General features: G+C 65.2%; 19 protein-coding genes and 1 tRNA gene. 7 read left to right on the forward strand and 13 right to left on the reverse strand.

Annotated features, from left to right (window positions below; translation table 11 throughout):
• Nucleotides 1-114: 114 nt before the first annotated feature.
• Nucleotides 115-960 carry a TrmB family transcriptional regulator gene (locus ASE50_RS04410; protein WP_056396167.1) on the reverse strand — a complete coding sequence of 282 codons (846 nt, stop codon included), beginning with the start codon at nucleotides 958-960 and terminating at the stop codon, nucleotides 115-117.
• A 395-nt stretch (nucleotides 961-1,355) separates the two neighbouring features.
• On the opposite strand from ASE50_RS04410, the gene ASE50_RS04415 reads away from it, so the two are divergent.
• Both ASE50_RS04415 and ASE50_RS04420 read left to right on the forward strand, forming a co-directional pair.
• Entirely contained in the window at nucleotides 1,356-2,480 is a 1,125-nt protein-coding gene (locus tag ASE50_RS04415) for a Gfo/Idh/MocA family protein (protein ID WP_235512152.1), read from the forward strand.
• A gap of 111 nt (nucleotides 2,481-2,591) precedes the next feature.
• Entirely contained in the window at nucleotides 2,592-4,403 is a 1,812-nt protein-coding gene (locus tag ASE50_RS04420; RefSeq protein ID WP_056396178.1) for a glycoside hydrolase family 15 protein, read from the forward strand.
• 74 nt (nucleotides 4,404-4,477) lie between these two features.
• Here the strand turns inward: ASE50_RS04420 and ASE50_RS04425 are convergent, their stop codons facing one another.
• The 3 genes from ASE50_RS04425 to ASE50_RS04435 are packed head-to-tail and all read right to left on the reverse strand — an operon-like array spanning nucleotide 4,478 to nucleotide 7,244.
• A complete protein-coding gene (locus ASE50_RS04425; protein WP_056396180.1) occupies nucleotides 4,478-4,903 on the reverse strand; it encodes a TadE/TadG family type IV pilus assembly protein in 426 nt (141 codons plus the stop codon).
• Entirely contained in the window at nucleotides 4,900-5,376 is a 477-nt protein-coding gene (locus tag ASE50_RS18940) for a TadE family protein (protein WP_056396183.1), read from the reverse strand. The genes ASE50_RS04425 and ASE50_RS18940 overlap by 4 nt, the downstream gene beginning before the upstream one ends.
• Before the next feature lie 41 nt (nucleotides 5,377-5,417).
• Entirely contained in the window at nucleotides 5,418-7,244 is a 1,827-nt protein-coding gene (locus ASE50_RS04435; RefSeq protein ID WP_414881749.1) for a hypothetical protein, read from the reverse strand.
• 3 nt (nucleotides 7,245-7,247) lie between these two features.
• Between ASE50_RS04435 and ASE50_RS19380 the strand changes: the two genes are divergently transcribed.
• Nucleotides 7,248-7,493, forward strand: coding sequence for a hypothetical protein (locus ASE50_RS19380; protein ID WP_235512169.1), 246 nt, complete (start codon nucleotides 7,248-7,250; stop codon nucleotides 7,491-7,493).
• Here the strand turns inward: ASE50_RS19380 and ASE50_RS04440 are convergent, their stop codons facing one another.
• The 6 genes from ASE50_RS04440 to ASE50_RS04460 all read right to left on the reverse strand — a co-directional run bounded on the left by ASE50_RS04440 (nucleotide 7,494) and on the right by ASE50_RS04460 (nucleotide 15,562).
• Nucleotides 7,494-7,754: an EAL domain-containing protein gene (locus ASE50_RS04440; RefSeq protein ID WP_200910112.1), complete on the reverse strand. Its 261-nt coding sequence runs from the start codon at nucleotides 7,752-7,754 to the stop codon at nucleotides 7,494-7,496. It abuts the gene before it with no gap.
• A gap of 216 nt (nucleotides 7,755-7,970) precedes the next feature.
• Entirely contained in the window at nucleotides 7,971-10,232 is a 2,262-nt protein-coding gene (locus tag ASE50_RS04445; RefSeq protein WP_082438802.1) for a PAS domain-containing sensor histidine kinase, read from the reverse strand.
• A 71-nt stretch (nucleotides 10,233-10,303) separates the two neighbouring features.
• Nucleotides 10,304-11,791, reverse strand: a complete 1,488-nt coding sequence (locus ASE50_RS04450; RefSeq protein ID WP_056396195.1) for an ATPase domain-containing protein — start codon at nucleotides 11,789-11,791, stop codon at nucleotides 10,304-10,306.
• Nucleotides 11,792-11,898: 107 nt separating this feature from the next.
• Nucleotides 11,899-12,099, reverse strand: a complete 201-nt coding sequence (locus ASE50_RS18125) for a transposase (protein WP_156347298.1) — start codon at nucleotides 12,097-12,099, stop codon at nucleotides 11,899-11,901.
• A gap of 176 nt (nucleotides 12,100-12,275) precedes the next feature.
• Nucleotides 12,276-13,256, reverse strand: a complete 981-nt coding sequence (locus tag ASE50_RS04455) for a DUF6607 family protein (protein WP_056396198.1) — start codon at nucleotides 13,254-13,256, stop codon at nucleotides 12,276-12,278.
• An 11-nt stretch (nucleotides 13,257-13,267) separates the two neighbouring features.
• Nucleotides 13,268-15,562 (reverse strand): TonB-dependent hemoglobin/transferrin/lactoferrin family receptor, encoded by a 2,295-nt coding sequence (locus tag ASE50_RS04460; RefSeq protein ID WP_082438793.1) that lies wholly within the window; start codon nucleotides 15,560-15,562, stop codon nucleotides 13,268-13,270.
• Between the two features lie 162 nt (nucleotides 15,563-15,724).
• Between ASE50_RS04460 and ASE50_RS04465 the strand changes: the two genes are divergently transcribed.
• From ASE50_RS04465 to ASE50_RS04475, 3 genes are read left to right on the forward strand one after another with little or no spacing between them, the layout of a single operon-like run.
• A complete protein-coding gene (locus tag ASE50_RS04465) occupies nucleotides 15,725-16,441 on the forward strand; it encodes a DUF4198 domain-containing protein (protein WP_235512154.1) in 717 nt (238 codons plus the stop codon).
• Nucleotides 16,442-16,459: 18 nt separating this feature from the next.
• Nucleotides 16,460-16,915, forward strand: coding sequence for a hypothetical protein (locus tag ASE50_RS04470; RefSeq protein ID WP_056396204.1), 456 nt, complete (start codon nucleotides 16,460-16,462; stop codon nucleotides 16,913-16,915).
• Nucleotides 16,916-16,920: 5 nt separating this feature from the next.
• Nucleotides 16,921-17,334: a hypothetical protein gene (locus ASE50_RS04475; protein WP_056396209.1), complete on the forward strand. Its 414-nt coding sequence runs from the start codon at nucleotides 16,921-16,923 to the stop codon at nucleotides 17,332-17,334.
• 30 nt (nucleotides 17,335-17,364) lie between these two features.
• Here the strand turns inward: ASE50_RS04475 and ASE50_RS04480 are convergent, their stop codons facing one another.
• Both ASE50_RS04480 and ASE50_RS04485 read right to left on the reverse strand, forming a co-directional pair.
• Nucleotides 17,365-17,619, reverse strand: coding sequence for a TonB-dependent receptor (locus tag ASE50_RS04480; RefSeq protein ID WP_156347299.1), 255 nt, complete (start codon nucleotides 17,617-17,619; stop codon nucleotides 17,365-17,367).
• Nucleotides 17,620-18,290: 671 nt separating this feature from the next.
• Nucleotides 18,291-18,381 (reverse strand) — tRNA-Ser (locus ASE50_RS04485).
• Between the two features lie 90 nt (nucleotides 18,382-18,471).
• Between ASE50_RS04485 and ASE50_RS04490 the strand changes: the two genes are divergently transcribed.
• Nucleotides 18,472-19,335 carry a peptidylprolyl isomerase gene (locus ASE50_RS04490; protein WP_056396214.1) on the forward strand — a complete coding sequence of 288 codons (864 nt, stop codon included), beginning with the start codon at nucleotides 18,472-18,474 and terminating at the stop codon, nucleotides 19,333-19,335.
• Between the two features lie 3 nt (nucleotides 19,336-19,338).
• Here ASE50_RS04490 and ASE50_RS04495 read toward each other — a convergent pair whose 3' ends face one another.
• Entirely contained in the window at nucleotides 19,339-19,953 is a 615-nt protein-coding gene (locus tag ASE50_RS04495; protein ID WP_056396217.1) for a LysE family translocator, read from the reverse strand.
• Nucleotides 19,954-19,963: the final 10 nt, after the last annotated feature.

Here is a 19,963-nt window from a genome sequence, read left to right on the forward strand (position 1 = left end):
AAACGGGGCGTCCTATGCGCTTCTTAGAGTCTGTTTGAACACTCGTGGTAGAGCGAGGTTCGCAGGCGGTGCTGGCCCGCAGAAGTGCGCTACGGCGCATTTTCAAACGGACTCTTAGCGCTCCTGCTCGTTCAGCAAGGACTTCAGGCCGGGCGGTGTCGACCCTTGTAACGACAGATGCCGCAACGGATCGGATACGTCGGCGCGCAATGCGACCAGCCGGATATCGGCGGCGACGGCGCTATGAAAGATGCAGCTGAGAAACACGCTATCGGTCCAGACACCGTTCAGCACCGTCGTCATGTCACGCGACAATTGCGCGACCAGATACTGGCAGCCATCGACGATGATGATCAGTCCCAGTCCCGGCCAGCGCGAGGAGACCAGATCGGCCGCATCCCTGTTCAGCGGCATGTCCGGTCCGGCATCGCCCGGCCGGTACGCGATCCCGGCGATGGTGACCCCCCGCGCGCGAACCGCCTCGACCTCGTCGCGCAGCAGGTCGTAGATTTCCGGGAAGAAATCGATCAGCACGATCTCCCTGGCCGATTCCAGCATAGCGCGGGCACGCTCGAAGATTTGCTGCACGCCCTGCACCGAATAGACGCGTTCGTCGCTCTGGGGTTTGTATACCGCCTCCAGCTTCGCCAGCGCGGAGGCATGCCGTTCCTCGAACGACTCCTGCAGCATCTTCAGCAGGTGCTGCGGGGAAATCGGGCTGTAGGTCCGCTTGTCCTCGAGATCGTCGCTTACCAGTACCGCCCCCTTCTGGGTCAGGCTGTTCAGCGCCTGATAGACATTCGCCGCCGCCTTGCCGATACGCTGGGCGAGCCGGTATCCCGACGCCGAACCCGTGCGGAGCAATTCGCAATACAGCCGCGATTCCAGTTCGGTAAAGCCGAAGGAGGTCAAGGCGAAGTCGGCCGAGCTGTCCTGATTCATCGCCTGCAGAATGCTCATCCGTTGCCGTTGCCCCGCTGACTATTCCGGACGGGGAAGACGGGTCAAGCACGACGGGCCGCCCATACCCGACGAAACTCGCCGTTCCGATAGGTACGGAGCGATGTGGATGGCCGGAACCGTACGCCCGGATGACCGCCGCGGAGGCACCCCCCTGCTTTCATCCACCCGAGCGTGGCAATCGTTCCTTCGAAGGCAGGAAAGCAAGCGAAAGCACCGAGAACCGATCGTCAGCCTTCTGACGGAGGCCGAGGTGGACCAACTGCCCGACGAACACCGCCCCCGAACCGGACCGCCCGCTCCTCCCGGACGCTTTGGCAGCCCATTGGAACAATTGCACCACCTGAGGCGGTTGCGACGCTCGTAAAACGACAGGTGAGTTAGTTATGGGCATTATGTCGGCACTCGGTCTGGGCGGACGCAAGGTGCGCTATGCGATCGTCGGGTTGGGCGATATCGCGCAGGAAGCGCTGATGCCCGGCGTCGACCATACCGGCAATTCGGAGATGACCGCGCTGGTATCGGGCGATCCCGAAAAGCTGGGGGCACTCGGCGAGCGGTACGGCGTGGCCGCCCGCTATTCGTACGAACAGTTTCCCGAGTTGCTTCAGTCGGGCACGATCGACGCGCTCTATCTGGCGACCCCGAACTGGCGGCATGCCGAATTCGCGGTGCCCGCGCTGGAGGCGGGCATCCATGTCTTGTGCGAGAAGCCGATCGAGGTTTCGGCGGACCAGGCGCGCGCGATGATCGCGGCGGCGGAGCGTGGCGGTGCCAAGTTGATGACCGCCTATCGCCTGCATTTCGAACCGGCGACGCTGGATGCTATCCGCCGCATCCGCGCGGGCGAACTGGGCGATCTGGTCGCCTTCACCGCCTGTTTCATCCAGATGGTCGATCCCGCCAATCACCGCGCGACCAACGGAATCGAGGCGGGGCCGCTGTTCGACATGGGGGCCTATCCGATCAACGCGATTCGCTATCTGTTCGGCGACGAACCGGTCGAGGTCGTGTCGGCCGTGGGGGTGCGCCATGCGGAAGCGGGACTGGGCGATCTCGACGATACGATCGCGGTAACGCTGCGCCTGCCCGGCGACCGGCTCGCGCAATTCACCGTCGGCTATTATGGCAACAGCGTCGACAGCTTCACCATCGCCGGGACCAAGGGGTCGATCGAGATGAACCCCGCCTTCGGTTTCGGGCAGGGGCTGGAGCAGTATCGCCAGATCGGCGAGGAGCAGTCGCACAAGACCTATAAGGAAACCGACCAGTTCGGCGGCGAATTGCGCTATTTCTCCGACTGCATCCTGAACGATCGTGCCCCCGAGCCCGATGGCGAGGAAGGGCTGGCCGACCTGCTGGTGATCGAGGCGATCGTGGAGGCGCTGCGGTCCGGCGGCCCGGTACCGATCGAGCCTCTGGCGCGCACGCGGCGCATCGACCCCGATGCGCAGGAACAGACGCTGCGCCCGGTATCGGCACCCGAACCGGTCAACGCTGCCTCGCCGACCGGCGCCTGACGCGCCGCCCGGCATTACAGGAGAGCCGCATGTCTCATTCCGCCGCGCTGCACGCCGATCCAGTCGCGATCGGCGCGGCGGAAGCCATGCGCCCTCGCAACGGGCGCGATCATGGTTGAGCCGCTGCGCGCGATCGGCGACCATGGCATCGTCGGCGATCTGGAAACGGCGGCACTGGTCGCGCGAGATGCGACGATCGACTATCTGTGCTGGCCGTCGCTCGACAGCCCGACGATCTTCGCCGAACTGCTCGACGCCGAAGACGGCGGGTCGTTCACGCTGGTGCCGATGCTCGATCGGCCACAGCACCTGCAACTCTATGTGCCCGATACCAATGTGCTGCTGACGCGGTGGATGGCGGAGGATGGCAGCGCCGAGGTCAGCGACCTCATGCCGCTGTCCGACGCGCGCGTGCATCCCGATTGCAACGCCCGGTGCCTGATCCGCCGGGTGACGGTGACGCGCGGGTCGATCCGGTTCCGGGTCCGGTGTGCGCCGCGGTTCGACTATGCCCGCGAGATCCCCGGCGTGGCGGCGGTCGATGGCGGCATTCGCTTCGCCGGTCGCGACCTTGCGTTGCGGCTGTTCGCGTCGGTGCCGCTGACCGTCGAAGCCGATGCGGCCAGCGCCGACTTCACGCTGGAGCGCGGGCAGAGCGCGTGGTTCCTGCTCGGCGAGGATCGACTGTCGCGGCCGAGCGACGATCTGGTCGATGCCGATATCACGGCGACCACCGATGCGTGGCGGCGCTGGGCGTCGCAATCCACCTATGACGGGCGCTGGCGTGAGGCGATGACGCGGTCGGCGCTGGCGCTCAAGCTGCTGACGTCGGCGCGGCATGGCTCGATCGCGGCGGCCGCGACCTTTGGTTTGCCCGAGGCGACCGGGGCGGGCCGGAACTGGGATTATCGCGCGACGTGGATCCGCGATGCATCGTTCACCGTCTATGCGTTTCTGCGCCTCGGCTATGTCGCCGAGGCCGAACGGTTCAACCGCTGGGCCGCCGACCGGGTCATGGCAGCGGGGCCCGACGACCCGATCCGCATCATGTACGCGATCGACGGATCGGAGGCGGCGGACGAGCAGGAATTGCCGCATCTGGCGGGCTATGCCGGCAGCCGTCCGGTCCGCATCGGCAACGCGGCGCACGCACAAAGCCAGCTCGACATCTTCGGCGAGCTGCTCGACAGCGTCTATCTATCGAACAAATACGGGACCGCGATCAGCCATGACGGCTGGCAGCATCTGCGCGGCATCGTCGACCATGTCATCGCGCATTGGCAGGAACCGGACGCCGGTATCTGGGAGATGCGCGGGGAGCCGAGGCACTTCCTGCATTCGCGGTTGATGTGCTGGGTCGCGCTGGACCGGGCGATCCGGCTGGCCAAGAAACGCTCGTTGCCGGCACCGCTGGTCGTCTGGGCCGAATGCCGCGACGCGATCGTCGAGGATGTCTGGACGAATTTCCGGCATCCCGATCACGGCTATTTCGTGCAGGAGCGTGGCGGGCGCGAACTGGATGCGGCGTTGCTGATGATGCCACTGGTTCGCTTCGTCTCGTCGACCGATCCGGTGTGGTTGCGTACGCTGGACGCGATCGGCGACCAGCTTCGCGACGACGGCCTCGTCTACCGCTATCGCAACGCCGATGGGCTGGAGGGTGGCGAGGGCGCGTTCACGACCTGCACCTTCTGGTATGCCGAGTGCCTGGCGCGCGCCGGTCGGATGGAGGCGGCGCAGACGACGCTTGCCAAGGGCATGGCCTATGGCAACGGGCTGGGCCTGTTTTCCGAAGAGGTCGATCGGGCTGGCCGGCCGCTCGGCAATTTTCCGCAGGCGCTGACCCATCTGGCATTCATCAGCGCGGCCTATTTCATCGATCGGCGTCTCGACCCCGCGTACCGGCCGCATTGGCAACCGTAAGATCGGCTTGCCGTGCTGATCGTCGTAACCGGATGGCGGCACCGACGGCGACGGCCTATCGCGGGCGCGCCCGTTCAGGACTTCAGGACGGGATAACAGCCGAGCCCATGCACGTCGGCAGGCATGGATGGCAGCAAACCGGCTGCGGGTGAATCGAACCGGGTCGACAACGTTACCTTCACCATTCCCGGCGTGGCGTTGCAGACCGTGTTCGATGTCACGTCGATATCGGCCGCGGTCAGCGCCTGCCCATAGCTTTGCGCGCGAGCGATGGCGAAGGCGACGCGGTGCGTCGGCGTGTCGCAATCGGTGCCGACCGAAGTGCAGCGCGCCGTGCTGAACGCGACTTCGGTCAGCGACTGGCGGATCCACAGGAAGCGCGACCCTTCGATGATGCCGAACAGCATGGTGAGGAAAACCGGGGCGAGCAGGGCAAACTCGATGGCGGTCGCGGCCCGCCCGTCGGTTGCGAACGCGATGGTTCGGGTACGAACGGTCATTGCAGCCGCACCACGGCCGATTGCTGCAGCGTCGTGTCGCCGAAAACATCGGGGGGGACGACGGTCGGCCGGTATTGATAGGTGGCCTTCACCTTCAGATAATAGCCGGATGTGGAAACCGCACCCGTGCCGCTGCCGGTGCATGCTTCGCCACACGTCGCCGTCGCGCGAAACCCACCGGCATCGGTCAGGCAGGCACATTGCCGCGACTGGTTCACGCATGGTGTACTGCCGTCATTGCATTCGATGGTGACCGTCACGTCCGACGCCACCGGGGCACCCGCGACCGCCGACACCATCGCCGGCAGGCTGGCGTAGGGAACGGTCGACGCGTTCGAGAAGCCGTACACCGCGGCCGATGCGACGCCCGCGCCCAGATTGCTGCGCTGAATGAAGAACATACCGAAATCGAGCGCAGCGAGCAGGATCGCAAAAACGAAACACGTCAGCAGCGCGAATTCGATCGTCGCCACGCCGCGCCGATCGCGTCGAATGGAGATTCGGCGCAGGATCCTCACCGGATCAGCTCGACTTTGTTGCGGCCGGAGCTGCCACCCCCGCCCCCGCCCCCGCCCGGCAGGCCGACACAGGTCGATCCCGACGTGCTGCCGCCCGACGCGGTGATCCGGTTGGCGATCAGCATGAAACATTGCCCGGCGGACTGGGTCGAATTGCCGCCGCTGATCGTCACATCGGAACCCGGAACGTGGACCACGCCGCTGAAAACGCTGTCCGACCCGCCGCCCCATGTGGTCGCGGTCGATGTCGCGCTGTCGATGAGCACGCTGGTGATCGTCCCCGCCGTCGTGCCATTCGGTGAGGACAGGAGCTTGCTGCGCGCGCCGCCGCTCAGGTTGAGCGTACCCGACAGGACGAAGGTCACGTTCACCCCTGCCATGTCGACATCGCTCGTCGAAACGCCGTCGAGCTGCGTGCCATACGTCTGGTTCGTCACGGCCGACGTAAAGGGCCAAGTGGTGCCGCCGGTGCCGTTCACCAGATCACCGGCAATCGTGTACCGGCCCGCGCCGAACAGCACGGCACCCTTGACGTTCAGGTCGCCGTTGATGCGGTGGTTGGCAGCCCTGCCGAACACCAGCCGGCTGCCACCCTCGCTGGCGACGCTGCCGCCCGCGCTGAACGCGCCATCGCCCATGATCATGATCGCGCTTCCGGCAAGTGCGATCGATCGGCCATTGGCGGCGCGCCCGATACGATAGGTGCCATCGCCCAACGCCAGCGTCGAACCACCGCCGATATCGATGCCGGCAACGACATCGGTGTTGCCGGCACCAGCCCACATCCAGCTGCCGCCGCCGATCGAAATCGACCGGAACGCGTGCGCGCCCTTGCCGATGGTCAGCGTCGTGCCGCCCTTCAACGCCAGGTCGCCAGCAATCGAAACGCGGCCATCGCCGATGCGGTTCGTGCCCGAAAAACCCAGCGCACCGCTGCCGATCGAAAGGTTGCCGTTGCCGAAGGTAACGCCGGCACCATCGAACCCGCCATTGACGCTGACGTCGCTGTTGCCGAAGTCGACCTTCGTACCGCCGCCGATCGTGACGCCCCGCGCTATGGTGATGGTCGACTGGTTCTCGAACGTAACGGTCGTATCGCCGGTGATCCGCAATGCGCCGATCGTATATTTCCCGGCCGGCACGATGTAATTCCCGGTACCGCGGCGATAGCGCGCGATATTGGGACTGAAGTCGCTGCCGAATACCCAGTCCTCCCCTGCGGGTGTCGCTGGATCGGCGATGCTGGCGGGCGGATCATAGGTTCCGATCAGGGCACGCGCGGCGGTAATCTCCGGATTGTCCTGCAACGGATCGGCGATCGTCGTGGCCACCTTGGTACGTTTGTCTGCGGCGGGGACGTTGCCGTTCCACGACGGACTGACGAAATCGACCGCGTACCGAACCGCATCGGCAACGATCGAGCCATAATTGTTCCGGACCGATCCCGCGCCCGAGACGATGTTCTTCGCGGCGATGCGCGAACCGCCGTTGTTGACGTCGCCCATCCCGGCGATCGCGCAGTCCGGGGCGTCGATCGTCGCCCCGCCCGACGTCGACACTGCATCCCCGCTCGACGTCAGGCCGAGGATGCACGGCGCGATGCTCTCCGGCGCTTGCAGTCGCGCCGTCGCCGATGCCGCCACCGTATAGCTGCCGCCAAGGCCGATTCCCCTCGCCAGCATGATCGGCACCTGGGTCGTGACGGTCACCAGTACCGCCTTCTCGCCGCGCGTGGGGACGTCGGTCAGCAGTTCCGCCGTGATCGTCGCATCGGGCAGGCCATTGATCCGGGCGAGGTCGCGCGCGGTGGGTGCCAGAATCACGTCTTGTTTCTGAACGTTATAGGCGAGCGCGGCGGCAAGTGCCGCCAAATCCGCCACGCGTTGGTTGACGACCCGCTGCTGCAGGCCACGGTTGATATCGACAGCAAAGGCGGCAATGCCGATAACACAAGGCAGGGACAGTGCGCCGATGACCGCGACGGTGCCGCGGCGATCCGCTATAAGACATCTTGGACGACCCCGGGAATCCATTCATTATTTTTAGGAGGAAGAGACTTTATTTGGCGTTAATTATACGCTGCAAAGCGCGGCCCCGCGGATCAACGCCATGTCCAGCTTCAACATGTCCGGCTCAGGCTCCGCGAGAAGGCGCAGCCCCGCGTAACCGGTGCCGAAGTCGTTGATTGCAGTGGCGAAGCCGCGTGCGCGACAGGATCCGGTGATGCGCAGGACCTGCGGCACGCCGCACATCCGCTCGCCCTCGGTAAACTCGAACATCAGTTTGGCGGGATCGAACTTGCAGATCATGTCCGGCCCGGCGGCAGACAGCACGTCGCGCGCCGACTGCCCGTCCCGCCCCCGGACAGTGATTCACCGGCGAAGATGGAGCCGGTACGGATGTCGACGATCGGCTGAAACGCCATCATGATGTTCATGCGCAGAGACGCAGCAGTCGGACAGCCGCGGCGGGCGTCCATGGAGACCGACCGACCCGGACCCGGCGACGTCCCTGTCGTAAGGTTCGACCATCTCACCGGATCTGCAATCTCACCTGAGGATTTCCCTCAGCATCTCGGCCAGTTCACTGCTTCGAAACGGTTTGGTGATGCGGGGGACCGCCGGGTCGATGCCCTCCGTTTCCGCATAGCCCGACACGATCAGCACCGGCAGCGACGGCCGGATCGCCTGTACCGCCTCGACCAGATGCGCGCCGGTCATCCCCGGCATGAGATGATCGGTAACGAGCAGATCGGGGTTCAGCCCGTCCCGCATCATCTGGAGCGCCGCCTCCCCGGAAGCCGCCTCGGCCACGTCATAGCCGAATTCGGACAGCATGTGCGCCGTACTCATGCGCACGAGTTCCTCGTCGTCGACCAGTAACGCCGTGCCCAACGCCGTATGATTCTCGACCGCCGGCATCGATCGCTGCTCGACCTCGGGCAGGTTGTTGCCGACGCGCAGCCACAGCGCGATGGCCGTACCCTTGCCGACTTCGCTGTCGATCGTCAGCGTGCCGCCGAGTTGCGCCGCCAACCCGTGGACCATCGACAGGCCCAGTCCGGTCCCCTTGCCGATCCCCTTGGTCGAGAAAAAGGGTTCGACCGCGCGGGCGCGGGTCTGTTCGTCCATGCCGATCCCGGTGTCCCGCACGCTGATCCGGATGTAGTGGCCGCGCGACAGGCCGGGACGCGGGTCGCGGACCGATTCGTGCGTCACCCCGATCGTCAGCGTGCCGCCATCGGGCATGGCATCACGGGCATTCACCGCGAGATTGAGCAGTGCCATTTCGAGCTGGTTGGCGTCTGCCTTCGCCAGCGGCAGGCCCGGGGCCGCTTCGAGTACCAGAGTGATCGTCGGCCCCAGCGTCGACCCGATCAGGTCGAGCATCCCTTCGACCAGATTTCGGATATCGACCGCGGTCGCCTGCAGCGGCTGACGGCGGGCGAAGGCCAGCAGCCGCTGGACCAGCGTCCGGGCGCGCTCGGCCGACTGCAACGCGCCGTCGACCAGCCGCTGTTCGCGCGGCGACCCCAATCCCTTGCGGTGCAGCAGGTCGAGCGACCCGACGATCGGGGTCAGGAGGTTGTTGAAGTCGTGGGCGACACCGCCGGTCAGGCTGCCCATCGCCTCCATCTTCTGGCTCTGCCGCAATGCTTCCTGCGCCGTCTCGAGTTCGGCTTCGCGCGCCTTGGCGTGGCTCAGGTCGCGACCCACCGCGATGAAATTGACGCCATCGGGTTCCGGCGCGACGGTCCATCCGATCCATTTCCAGTCGCCATCGCGGGTGGCGATCCGGTTCTCGAACCGCGTCGGTTGCCCGGTATGCGCCATCGCCTCGATCGCGGCGAGGGTCGATGGTTCGTCCTCGGGGTGCATGAAGGTGGCATAGCCACGCGACAACAGGTCCTCGGTCGTCCAGCCGAGCACCCAGGTCCATGCCGGACTGACCGCCGACATCATGCCGCTATAGTCCGCGCGGGCGAACATATCCTGGGACAGGTTCCACAGCCGGTCGCGCTCGGCGGAACGGGCGGCGACCTGCGCCTCCAGCGTCTCGTTCAGCTCCTGCAGGCGCAGTTCCACGTTCCGACGTGCGGTAATGTCGTTGAACAGGACCGCGACGCGCCGGCTGGCGGGGTCGCCGATACGGAAGGCATGGACATCCCACCACCGCGCCAGCGCAGCGGACCCTTGTTCCAGCCGGCCGGGAACGCCGGTCGTGGCGATATTTCCGTAGAAATCGAACCAGTGCTGCTCATGGGCGGGCACGATCTCGCGAATTCGGCGGCCGTCGGGCCGGAACCCTGCCTGTTGTTCGAAGGCGGGGTTCGCCTCGACGAAGCGATAGTCGACCGGATGGCCTGCCTCGTCGAAGATCAGGTCGATGATGCAGAAGCCGACCTCGATATTCTCGAACAGGGTCCGGTAGCGCGCCTCGCTGTCCTGCAACGCGATCAGCCGTGCGCGCGCGTCATATTGGCGGCGTCGCGCCCGCACTGCCGAGCGCACGATGCTGATCAGGGTCGTCGGATGAAAAGGCCGTTCGAGAAAGGTGACGTTGCCCAATATCTCGAGATGCCGGGCCGCGGCGGGGTTGCGTTCCAGCCCGCCGCCACGATTGGTCAACAGGATGAAGGGGAGATCGGACCATTCCTCCTGCGCGCCGAGCCATGCCGACAGGGTAGACAGGTCGGCGGTCGCGATCGCTTCCTCGGTTACGACCACCAGGGCCGCGCCCTGATCGAGTTCCGTTACCAGATGCGGCAGCGAAGGGCAGATCGCGGTATCGAGATGCGCCTCTGCCAGCATTGCGCTCGCCAACGCCGCGTCGCGACCGCGCGGGGCGAGAACCAGCGCGCGTTCCGAAACGGTCGTCCGCTTCACGCCGCGTCGCCCTCCAACAAATCATTGGCCCCATGCAGCGTCGGCACGCCGCGCAGCACGCCCTGAAACTTCGTCAGCGGTTCCCCGAGCACGATGCCGTCGCCACCGATCTTATACTCGCGGATCGTGTTCTCGTGCGGACCGGTGCGCTTCTTCACGACCGAAATGGCACGACGAACCCGGCCAAGCGCCTCGAAATAGCGCAGCAGGATGACGGTATCGGCCAGATAGGTCACGTCGACCGGAGTCTTCATGTCGCCGACCAGCCCGTGCTGCGCGACCGTCAGGAAGGTCGTTGCCCCCTGCCGGTTCAGATATTGCAGCAATTCGTGAATGTGCAGGATCAGCGCCTGTTCCTCCGGCATCGCCGCCTGATAGCCGTTGAGACTGTCGACCACGACGGTCTTGGCCCCATATTCCTCGACGCAATGGCGCACGCGCGCGGAAAACTCGCCGGGCGACAATTCAGCGGCATCGACCTGTTGCAGCAGCAGCTTGCCGTCGTCGATCATCGCCTGAAGATCGATGCCCAGCCCCAGCGAGCGTTGCAGGAGCAGTCCGATTTCCTCGTCGAACACGAACATCGCAGCCGTTTCGCCGCGCTCGACCGCCGTCTGGATGAAGGTCAGCGCGATCGAACTCTTGCCGGTGCCTGCCGGACCCAGCACCAGCACGCTCGACCCGCGTTCCAAACCGCCGCCGAGCAGCTTGTTCAATTCTGTGGAATGCGTCGTCAGCATGTCGCGCGGAAAGCTGGTGCGGTGTTCGGCCGCGACCAGCCGCGGATAGACGTGCAGACCGCCGGTCTTGATCGCGAGGTCGTGAAAGCCGCCACGAAACTGGCGGCCGCGATATTTGATGACGCGAAGCCGCCGACGCTCGGGGCCATATTCGGGGGCAAGCTCCTCCAGCCGGATGACGCCGTGTGCCACCGAATGCACCGTCTTGTCATTGGTATCGGTGGTCAGGTCGTCGAGCATCAGCACCGTCGCCCGGCTCTTGGCGAAATAATGTTTGAGCGCGAGAATCTGCCGGCGATAGCGCAGCGAACTCTGCGCCAGCAGGCGGATTTCCGACAGGCTGTCGATGACGACCCGGTCGGGCTTCACCCGCATGAATGCCTCGAAGATGCGCTTCGTGGTTTCGCCGAGTTCGAGGTCGGACGAATAGAGCAGGCTCTGCTGCTGTTCGTCATCGAGCAGATTTTCCGGCGGGATCAGTTCATAGAGCTCGACCCCGGTCAGGTCCCAGCCATGCGCCAGCGCCGTCGCGCGCAATTCATCCTCGGTTTCCGACAGGGTCACGTACAGGCATCGCTCGCCGGCCGCCGCACCGGTCATCAGGAATTGCAGCGCGATCGTCGTCTTGCCGGTGCCGGGATTCCCTTCGAGGAGGAAGGTCCGCGCCCGCTCCAGCCCGCCCTTGAGCACATCGTCCAGACCGCGCGTCCCGGTAAGCGCATTGTTCGTCGCAGGTGAAGGCAACCCAATTCTCCCAGATGCCGTCGCCTGTCCAGCGCACGGGGTCTCGCATCCTATAGCCGCAATCCGCGGGTGTCCTTAACAGCGATCTAGCCTCGGGACTCATTGATTTATCCAGAAGATGAGCGGCGACAGCGATGGCGGCACCCTTGTAGTCGCTCCTCTGCCCCCCGCCAGCGCAAGCCGTTGCGGATCATGACGATGATGCCGCTGACGATCCGTCGGCCATCCCCGCGCTGCACGCCATGCGACAGCGGAAAATACGGCTCGACACGCTGCCTCTGCTTGTCCGTCAGCCACAGGTCGCTCATCGGCGGCTCCTTCACCGCCAATGAGTCAACCACGGCCTAACCGCGCAAGCTATTTAACAGATCCTGCACCAAGGTCGTTTGCATGTAGTGACGTGACCGATATCCAGACGTTCGCAGTGCGGTAGGTCCGTCCCAATTTCGGCTGTTCGTTCATGTTTCCTCCGAAATAGCGTCAGCTATCGGCGAGTTCCCGTTTGTATCAATTTGGCAGCTTCGGCCGCCGCGTCGGTGGTTGTTGCTTCGCCTGAAACAACGTCCTCCGCCAGCAGCATCAGTTCATGCGCCGACGACGAACCGACATCGGCGACTTCACCGAGTTCGAGGCCCGACCGACGGCGGATTACCTTGTCCCATTCCGCCCGGACCGACGTCCAATAGTCCTTCGTCTTGTTCCAATAATCGTCCGCCGCCTTGATCGGGAAGTCGTTGGCCGGGACGTAGGTATTGACGACATATTCGTGAACGAACGTCGCCGACTGGCCGTCCTTCGCGCCAATCTTGGCGTTGTCCTGCTCGTGCGCCCAGCCTGCCGGAGTCAGGACGTGACGGTTGGTCCCGACATAATGATCGTAGGGTGGATTACGCGTTGCGTCCCGCCGCGCGAGGGGGCGGCGGGTCTCGTCACTGGTCCAGCGGATCGCACCGTCATCGTAGCGCCAGCGACCAATCCCGCCGTACCGCGGTGAATCGTCGGTCTGCCATACGGTCTGCGACCAGGCACCGTGCCGCGCCGCCGCCGGCACCGGCCGCAGAGTCCAACGACCCGGACCGACATAGACCAGTACCGTCGCCGGCTGCCACTGCCAGTCCTGCCGCCAATGCTTGACGACCATCGTCTTGCCGTTGCCATCGTCCACCACCAGCAGATGCTGGAGGACGACATGGTCCGGCGTGTCGACGATCGCGCGGACCACCTCGTGCCCACCGCTGATCTTGGCCGGATATGGGGTGTAGCCGGCAACCAGCGGGGTCGTTTCGCGCATGTCGAACGTTACCTTGAACGTCCCGGCCATTTTCAGGATCGCAGCATGGTCGCGCGCCTGATCGCCATATTGCGCGGTGCCGATCTGGGCCGGAGCGGCGGTCTGCGAAAGCGCCGGCGACATGGTCAGCGCGGCAAACCCCGTGGCAGCGAACAGGAAAAGCGAATGGTTCATCGGATGGGACCTCACAGGACGAGGGACAGGGAGATGCCGGCATTGCGACCCGGCTGCGAAAAGGCGTCACGGATGGTCGACGTGGACGTCAGCCCGCGCACGTCGCTCCACCAGAAATAGCGTTTGTCGGTGATATTGAAGACGCCCGCGCGGATCGTCGCGCCCTCCCGGATACGCAGCGAGGCAGTGGCGTCGAACACCCAGAAGCCGCTCGGCGTGAAACAGGACGTGCCGGGAACCGCCGGCCGCGTGGCCGTCGCCGGCTGTGCGGCAACGTTGCAGCCGTTGTTGGTGTCGGACAGGCTCTTGCCGGCGGAATGCGTCGCGACGAATTCGGCACGGAACGGGCCGTCGTCAGGTTGGTAGAACAGGCCAGCCACCACCTTGACCGGCTCGACGCTGTCGAGCGGCAGGGTGCCGGCGACGCCGTCGGTACGCATCCTGCCCTTGGCATAGGAAGCAGCTGCCCGCAGACCCACACCGATCGGCAGCCGCGCCTCGCCCCGCGCTTCCAGCCCCTCGATCGTCACCCGTCCACGATTGATGAACTGGTAGACAGCAGGATTGGCCGCAGTGAACGCGCCGGACACCTGTACTTGATCGATGAAGTTGCGGAAGCGGCTGCTGAACGCCGTGCCGCTCAACGACCAGCGCGTGCCGTTCAGACGGATGCCGCCCTCGATGCTCCCGCTCGTCTCCGGTTCCAGATCGGGATTGGGGATCGAACGATAATTGGCGACGATGTTGGCGAAACCGTTGTTGATCTGGTTCGGTTCGGGCGGCTTGAAGCCCCGCCCGTAATTGGCGAACAACCGGATGCCATCGGTCACCCGCGCCACCGCGCCCAGACGGGGTGTGACCCGCGATCCGCTCTGCCCACGGGGCACGAAGGTCGTGAACAACGGATCCTTCTGCGGATCGAGCCGGTACTGGTCGAACCGGATTGCCGGGAACAAGGTCAGCAACCCGTCGGCGATCGCGACCTCGTCTTGCGCGAACACCCCGACCAGTTCGTAATCGGTGGTTGGAAAGGCCCGCGTCGGATAGGTTTCGCCGGCCGGCGGCACGGTACCGCCGCGCACGCCGGTCTGGCGCGTCTTCGCATAATCGGCACCATAGGCGAACAGGTGCGTGGCCGGGCCGGTAGTCGCGCGGCTTTCCAGTTGCAGCGTGCCGCCATAGACATCGTTGTCGAAGCGGTTGACGCGGACCCGGTCGGTGCCGACCCGGTCCTCCCATCCGGTCTGCACGGTGCCGCTCTTCTGATAATAGGCGGCGGCACGCACGCCGCTGACGAAGCCATCACCGAAATAGCGATAGTCGATCGTGCCGCGGTCGCGCGCGGTGGTGTCGCGTGCCTGGAGCCCCCGCACTGCCGTCGCCGCCGGCGGCGAGCCAGTAACCCGGGTGATCGCGCTCAGCACGTTCGTACCCACCACGGCGTCGAAGCTTTCGTAGGTCAATCGCACCCGGTGCGCGGCGCTCGGGCTCCAGACGAGGCGACCGAGCAGCGCGTTGGAAGCGACGTCCTGCGGATTCGGGGTCGTGCGGTCGGTATTCGCGCTGTCGTTGCTGCCCTTGTTGTCCAGTTCGTGGCCATCGCGCCGCGTATAGGCGAGCATCGCCTGAAGCTTGCCCTGCCGGCCGGCCACGACCAGCCCTCTGGTCCAGCTGTCGTCCGATGAATCATACCCGATCCGTGCGCCGCCGCCGACCTGCCGACCGTCATGCAGAAAATCCTGTGGGTCCCTGGTGATGAAGCTGACCGCACCGGCCACGCCGTCGCTGCCGTACAATGCCGACGCCGGGCCGCGGAGGATTTCGACCGACTTCAACAGGTCGAGATCGACATAATCGCCGCGGCCGACCGATTGCGCACCGAAGCTGAAGGCATCGGGAACCCGCACCCCGTCGACGGTGATCAGGACCCGGTTCCCCTCCAGCCCGCGGATGTTGAAGCCGCTATCGCGGTCACGACCGGTCGAGGCACCGGCTGCTGTGAACCGGGCCGGCGCACGGCGTACGGCCACGCCGGGCTCATAGCGGACCAGATCCTTGATGTCGGTAATCATCCGGTCATCGATCGTGGCGGCATTGATGACCGAAACGCTCTGCGGCACGTCCTCCACCCGCTTCTCGGCGCGTGTCGCGGTCACGGTGATGTCGCCTTCGTCCGGCGCGCGCTCCCCGCCTTCGCCGCCGGTAGCTGCCGGTTGCACGACGGTTTGTGCGGAAGCCATCATGGGCAGCGCGCAGAGGTTCAAGGCCGCGACGGCAACGCCGCGCAGCAGATATGTCGATGTCATTAATGCTTCCCCTTCTCGCATTAGTCCGTTAATGCGAATCACTAGCGTTAGCAAGCATTCTATGCGAGGTGGGGAATGCAACATCCAATCGGGTTCATTCGGGCAGGGTCGGCGGCCGTGGTGCTTGCCCTCGTATCTACGGCAAGCGCGAGCTTGGCGCACATGCCCTACGTCCTGCCCGCTCAGTTCGACGTCGGCAGTCGCACGCAGATCACGCTCGAAGCATCTTTCGCCGAGGATGCGTTCCGCCCGGAAGTCGCGATGCGCGACGCGCCGTTCGAGATCACCGGTCCCGACGGCCGGATCACTCCGCTTGTCCCGGTGACGCTGGCCGGCGACCGCACGATCGCGGAGGCTGCGCTGCCGATCGACGGCATCTACCGGCTGTCATCGGGACAGCGCGCCGGGCGATCGGGCAAGATGTACCGGAAAGGGCGCGACTGGATCATGGTCGGCGAAGGCACCGCGCCGCCGCCAGGTGCCGAACTCGTCGACGTGCGCAGCATGACGCTCGCCGACGCCTATGTCCTGCGCGGACGCCCCGGTTCGTCGGCAGCGCTCGCACCGCGGGGCAAGGCGCTGGAAATTCAGCCTCTGGGCGATCCCACGGCGCTCGTACCGGATAGTCCTGCCCGGTTCGCCATCCTGTATGACGGTAAGCCTCTGCCGGGCCAGATGGTGACGCTGTTCCGCGAGACGGGCCTGTATGACGGCCGCAAGCAGGCTGATACGGCGACCAGCGATCGTGCGGGGGTCGTCACGCTGACGATGCCCGATCCAGGTCGATACCTGATGCTCGCGCGCTATCGAACCGCCACGCCACACGCGCCAGACAGCTACGCCAGTTTCACGACGACGCTCGCTTTCGAGGCGGGCTGAGGAACCGATATGTCTAACATGGAACATATTGCGCAGCCCGACACCGACGGTGAATTCGTCGTCATCCGGTTGCTGCGGCATTACCGCGGCGTCCATCACCGTGATGAAGACGATGGCGCACTGGCCAGTCTCGTCGCGCTCGGTCAGAACCTGCGCCTGCCCCCGGCCGGCAGCGTGGCATTGGCAAGCTACTTCCAACTCACCGAGGCCGTGCTCGGAAGAAGCCTCGTCACCGAATGCTGCTGTTCGTGCAACTATAGCACCGACGAGCGTGCCGTGATCCGTCTTCTCGGCGTCCCCCTGCCGCGCATGATCGGCACCGGCACCATCGAAATGCCCCATGGCCTGCCCGGTGCATTGGCATGGGCCATTCTGAGCGTCCGGTCGCTATGCGGCGCGATCCTGTCGCTACCCACCCGCCCGTTCCCGGTCGGCGATCCGGCCTGCCCGTTCGTCCACCCGCTCGGGGCCTGACGGCGATGGCGTCGCTCTATGCCTATTTCGATCGGCGGATCGGCAACATGGCGGATGACGATATCTTCGTCCTGTCCGCCGTCCGGACGTGGGTCTTCGCCGTCCGCAACACACGCTGTCCCCAGGCAATGCTGCGCAGCGGCTTCACCGCCCGGCGCGTTGGCGATGCCTTGTTGCCGTTCCTGTGTTCGATGACGCTGATCGACCAATATGGCTATGGCACGATGCGCTTTGCCGAAGTCCGATATCCGAACGTCAGCGACGACGAGGCGCGTGTCCTGACGCTGTTCGGCGCGGCAAGGGTGAGCGATCCGGGGCTGATCCGGATCGCCACCAGTCTTGTCAGCGACGATATGGCTCTGCAACTCGCGGGTGCCGCCGGAAAGGTCGGTGCCGCGATGCTACCGGCAGGATCGTGAGCGAACTGCCGCATTCATGCCCGATGCCGGTCAGAACCGATCATTGGCGCTCACGGTGAAGGTGCGCGGGCGGCCGTAGCGATACTGGCTAAACGATCCGACCTGGTTGAAATAGGTCCTGTCGAGAATGTTATCGACGTTGGCTCGCACACTTACCCGATCGTTCCCTGCCAAGCGCGCCATCCGCTTGACCGAAAGGAAGCCGCCCTGTTCAAAACGGAACGGCAGGCGTCGCACCGGGCACGATGCCGTTGGAATATGCCGAACTGCGATAATTCGCGCCACCACCGTAGGTCAGGCCGTCCAGAACGGTCGGGGCGGTGTAGATAGTGTAGGCCTTGAGCAAACGACGCGGCTGATCCGTATGGGGATCGTTGCCGCCCGCATCGCGTGCCTTGAACTGGCTGTAGCCAACCCTTCACGTTCCGGTTGGGCAGCGGACTGCCGGTCGCTTCGACCTCGAAGCCTACGCGAACGACGCCACCGGCGACCCGGCAAGGCTGAAGCGGAGGGCCCGTGCCCGGCCGGGCGATCGGGGCACCGTCAATCTATCCCAGATTGTCCTGTTCGATCCAGAACAGGGCAACGGAGGTTCGCAACGCAGGACCGCATGGACTATCTGCAAGCTTCCTGCTGCTGCGCGACCGGAATCCTGGCATCGAGAGCACCGGACATCTGCGCAAAGAACTGAACTGCGGGAGCGCCTGTCAAAGGCTATTGGAAGCCGTTTGCCGGGGAGATTCGGTCTGGCGCGTAGGACAGCGCAACGGGAAGATCGCGTTCGCTACCGCTGGATAGCCGTGGAATGCAATCCGGGACGCTTCCCGTGCGGCAGAGAAAACCTCCCGCAAACCCCGTATCAATGGGTAACGGACGGCTCTTCGCACTACCGAACTGAACGGGAACGGCGCGCGCTCCTCCCGAATTAGCCCAACTATCAGTTACTTACGAGGTCTTGGCGGAGCGGGAGGGATTCGAACCCTCGATACGCTTTTGGCGTATACTCACTTTCCAGGCGAGCGCCTTCGACCACTCGGCCACCGCTCCGCATTGCCGGAAGGTGGGTTCCCTAGGGCGCGGCGGGGTTTCGTGCAAGCGGGAGTTGCGGGGACGGCGCACGGCGGGCAGGATGGCGCGATGCATTTCGTCTCGCTTATTGCCGCGCTGCTTCAGACCGCCGCCCCCGCCGCCCCGCCGACATCGGCCGATCCGGTCGACAGCGACTGGCGGACGATCCCCGACGACGAACTGCTCGTGATGACGCTGGCCGGGGACAAGCGGGTCGTGATCCGGCTGGCGCCGCGCTATGCGCCGGTCCATGTCGACAATCTGCGCAAGCTGGCACGGGCGCATTGGTGGGACGGCAGCTCGGTGTACCGAGTCCATGACAATTATGTCGCGCAGTGGGGCGACGTCACCGAGAAGAAGCCTTTGCCGGCCGGCGTCGTCGCCAATCCGCCGGCCGAATATGTGACCGGCCGCTATGATGCGGTCACGCGGATGACGCGGCGCGATCCTTATGCGGCGAAGAGTGGGCATAGCGCCGATGGCTGGCCGGTGGCGAGCGATGGCAAGGGGGCGTGGCTGACGCACTGTTATACGATGGTTGGCGTCGGACGCGATATGGCCCCGAGCACCGGAAGCGGTGCCGAACTCTATGCGGTAATCGGCCATGGCCCGCGCCATCTCGACCGCAATATCGCATTGGTCGGGCGCGTGGTCGAGGGGATGGAGGTTCTGTCGTCGCTGCCGCGCGGCGCCGGCACGATGGGATTTTACGCGCCCGATCAAACGGCGACGCCGATCCGGTCGGTGCGGCTGGCCAGCGAGATTCCGGCAGGGGAGCGGCCCCATTTCCAGTATCGCGCTGCCGACAATATCCGCTATGCCGCATGGGTGAAAGGGCGGGAAAATCGCGAGCCGCCCTTTTTCGAAGTACCGGCGGGCGGGGCGGACATCTGTAACGCCATGCCGCCAGTCCGGCCGACGCCCGCAAGATAGCGATCAGACGCGCGAAACGAGCAGCGCCGCGCCAAAGCCGATGAAGATGCCGCCGGTCGCGCGGTCGAACCAGCGGCGGACGCGCGGACGGGTCAGATGGCGCGCGAGCGACCGTCCGCCCACCGCATAGGCGGCGTACCACAGGCATTCGACCACAGCGAACGTCGCGACCAGAGCCGCGAACTGCACCGGTTGCGAGCCTTGCGGATCGACGAACTGCGGCAGGAAGGCGGTGGCAAACAGCAACAGCTTGGGGTTGCTGATCCCGACCAGAAAACCACCGCGGAACAAATGGCCGGACGGTATGGTGTCGGGTGCGACGTCCAGCGGTGCCGACCGCGCCGTGATCGCGCGGAAACCGAGCCATGCCAGATAGGCGGCACCGGCATAGCGCAGCATGTCGAATAGTCCCGGTACCGCCGTCAGCAGCGCCGCCAGTCCCGCCGCCGACGCCATCAACACGCCGACCAGCGCGGTCAGGCAGCCTGCCATCGCCGGCAGGCTACCGCGCCAGCCGAGCGTCACGCTGCGCGTCAGAACATGGAGCATGTTCGGTCCGGGCGTGCCGCACAGCACGACCACCGCCGCGACGAAGAGCAGCCAGCTATGCAGTGCCATGCCGGGCCGC

It is taken from the genome of Sphingomonas sp. Leaf5, assembly GCF_001421155.1.
In the GTDB taxonomy this organism is placed as follows: Bacteria; Pseudomonadota; Alphaproteobacteria; order Sphingomonadales; family Sphingomonadaceae; genus Sphingomonas.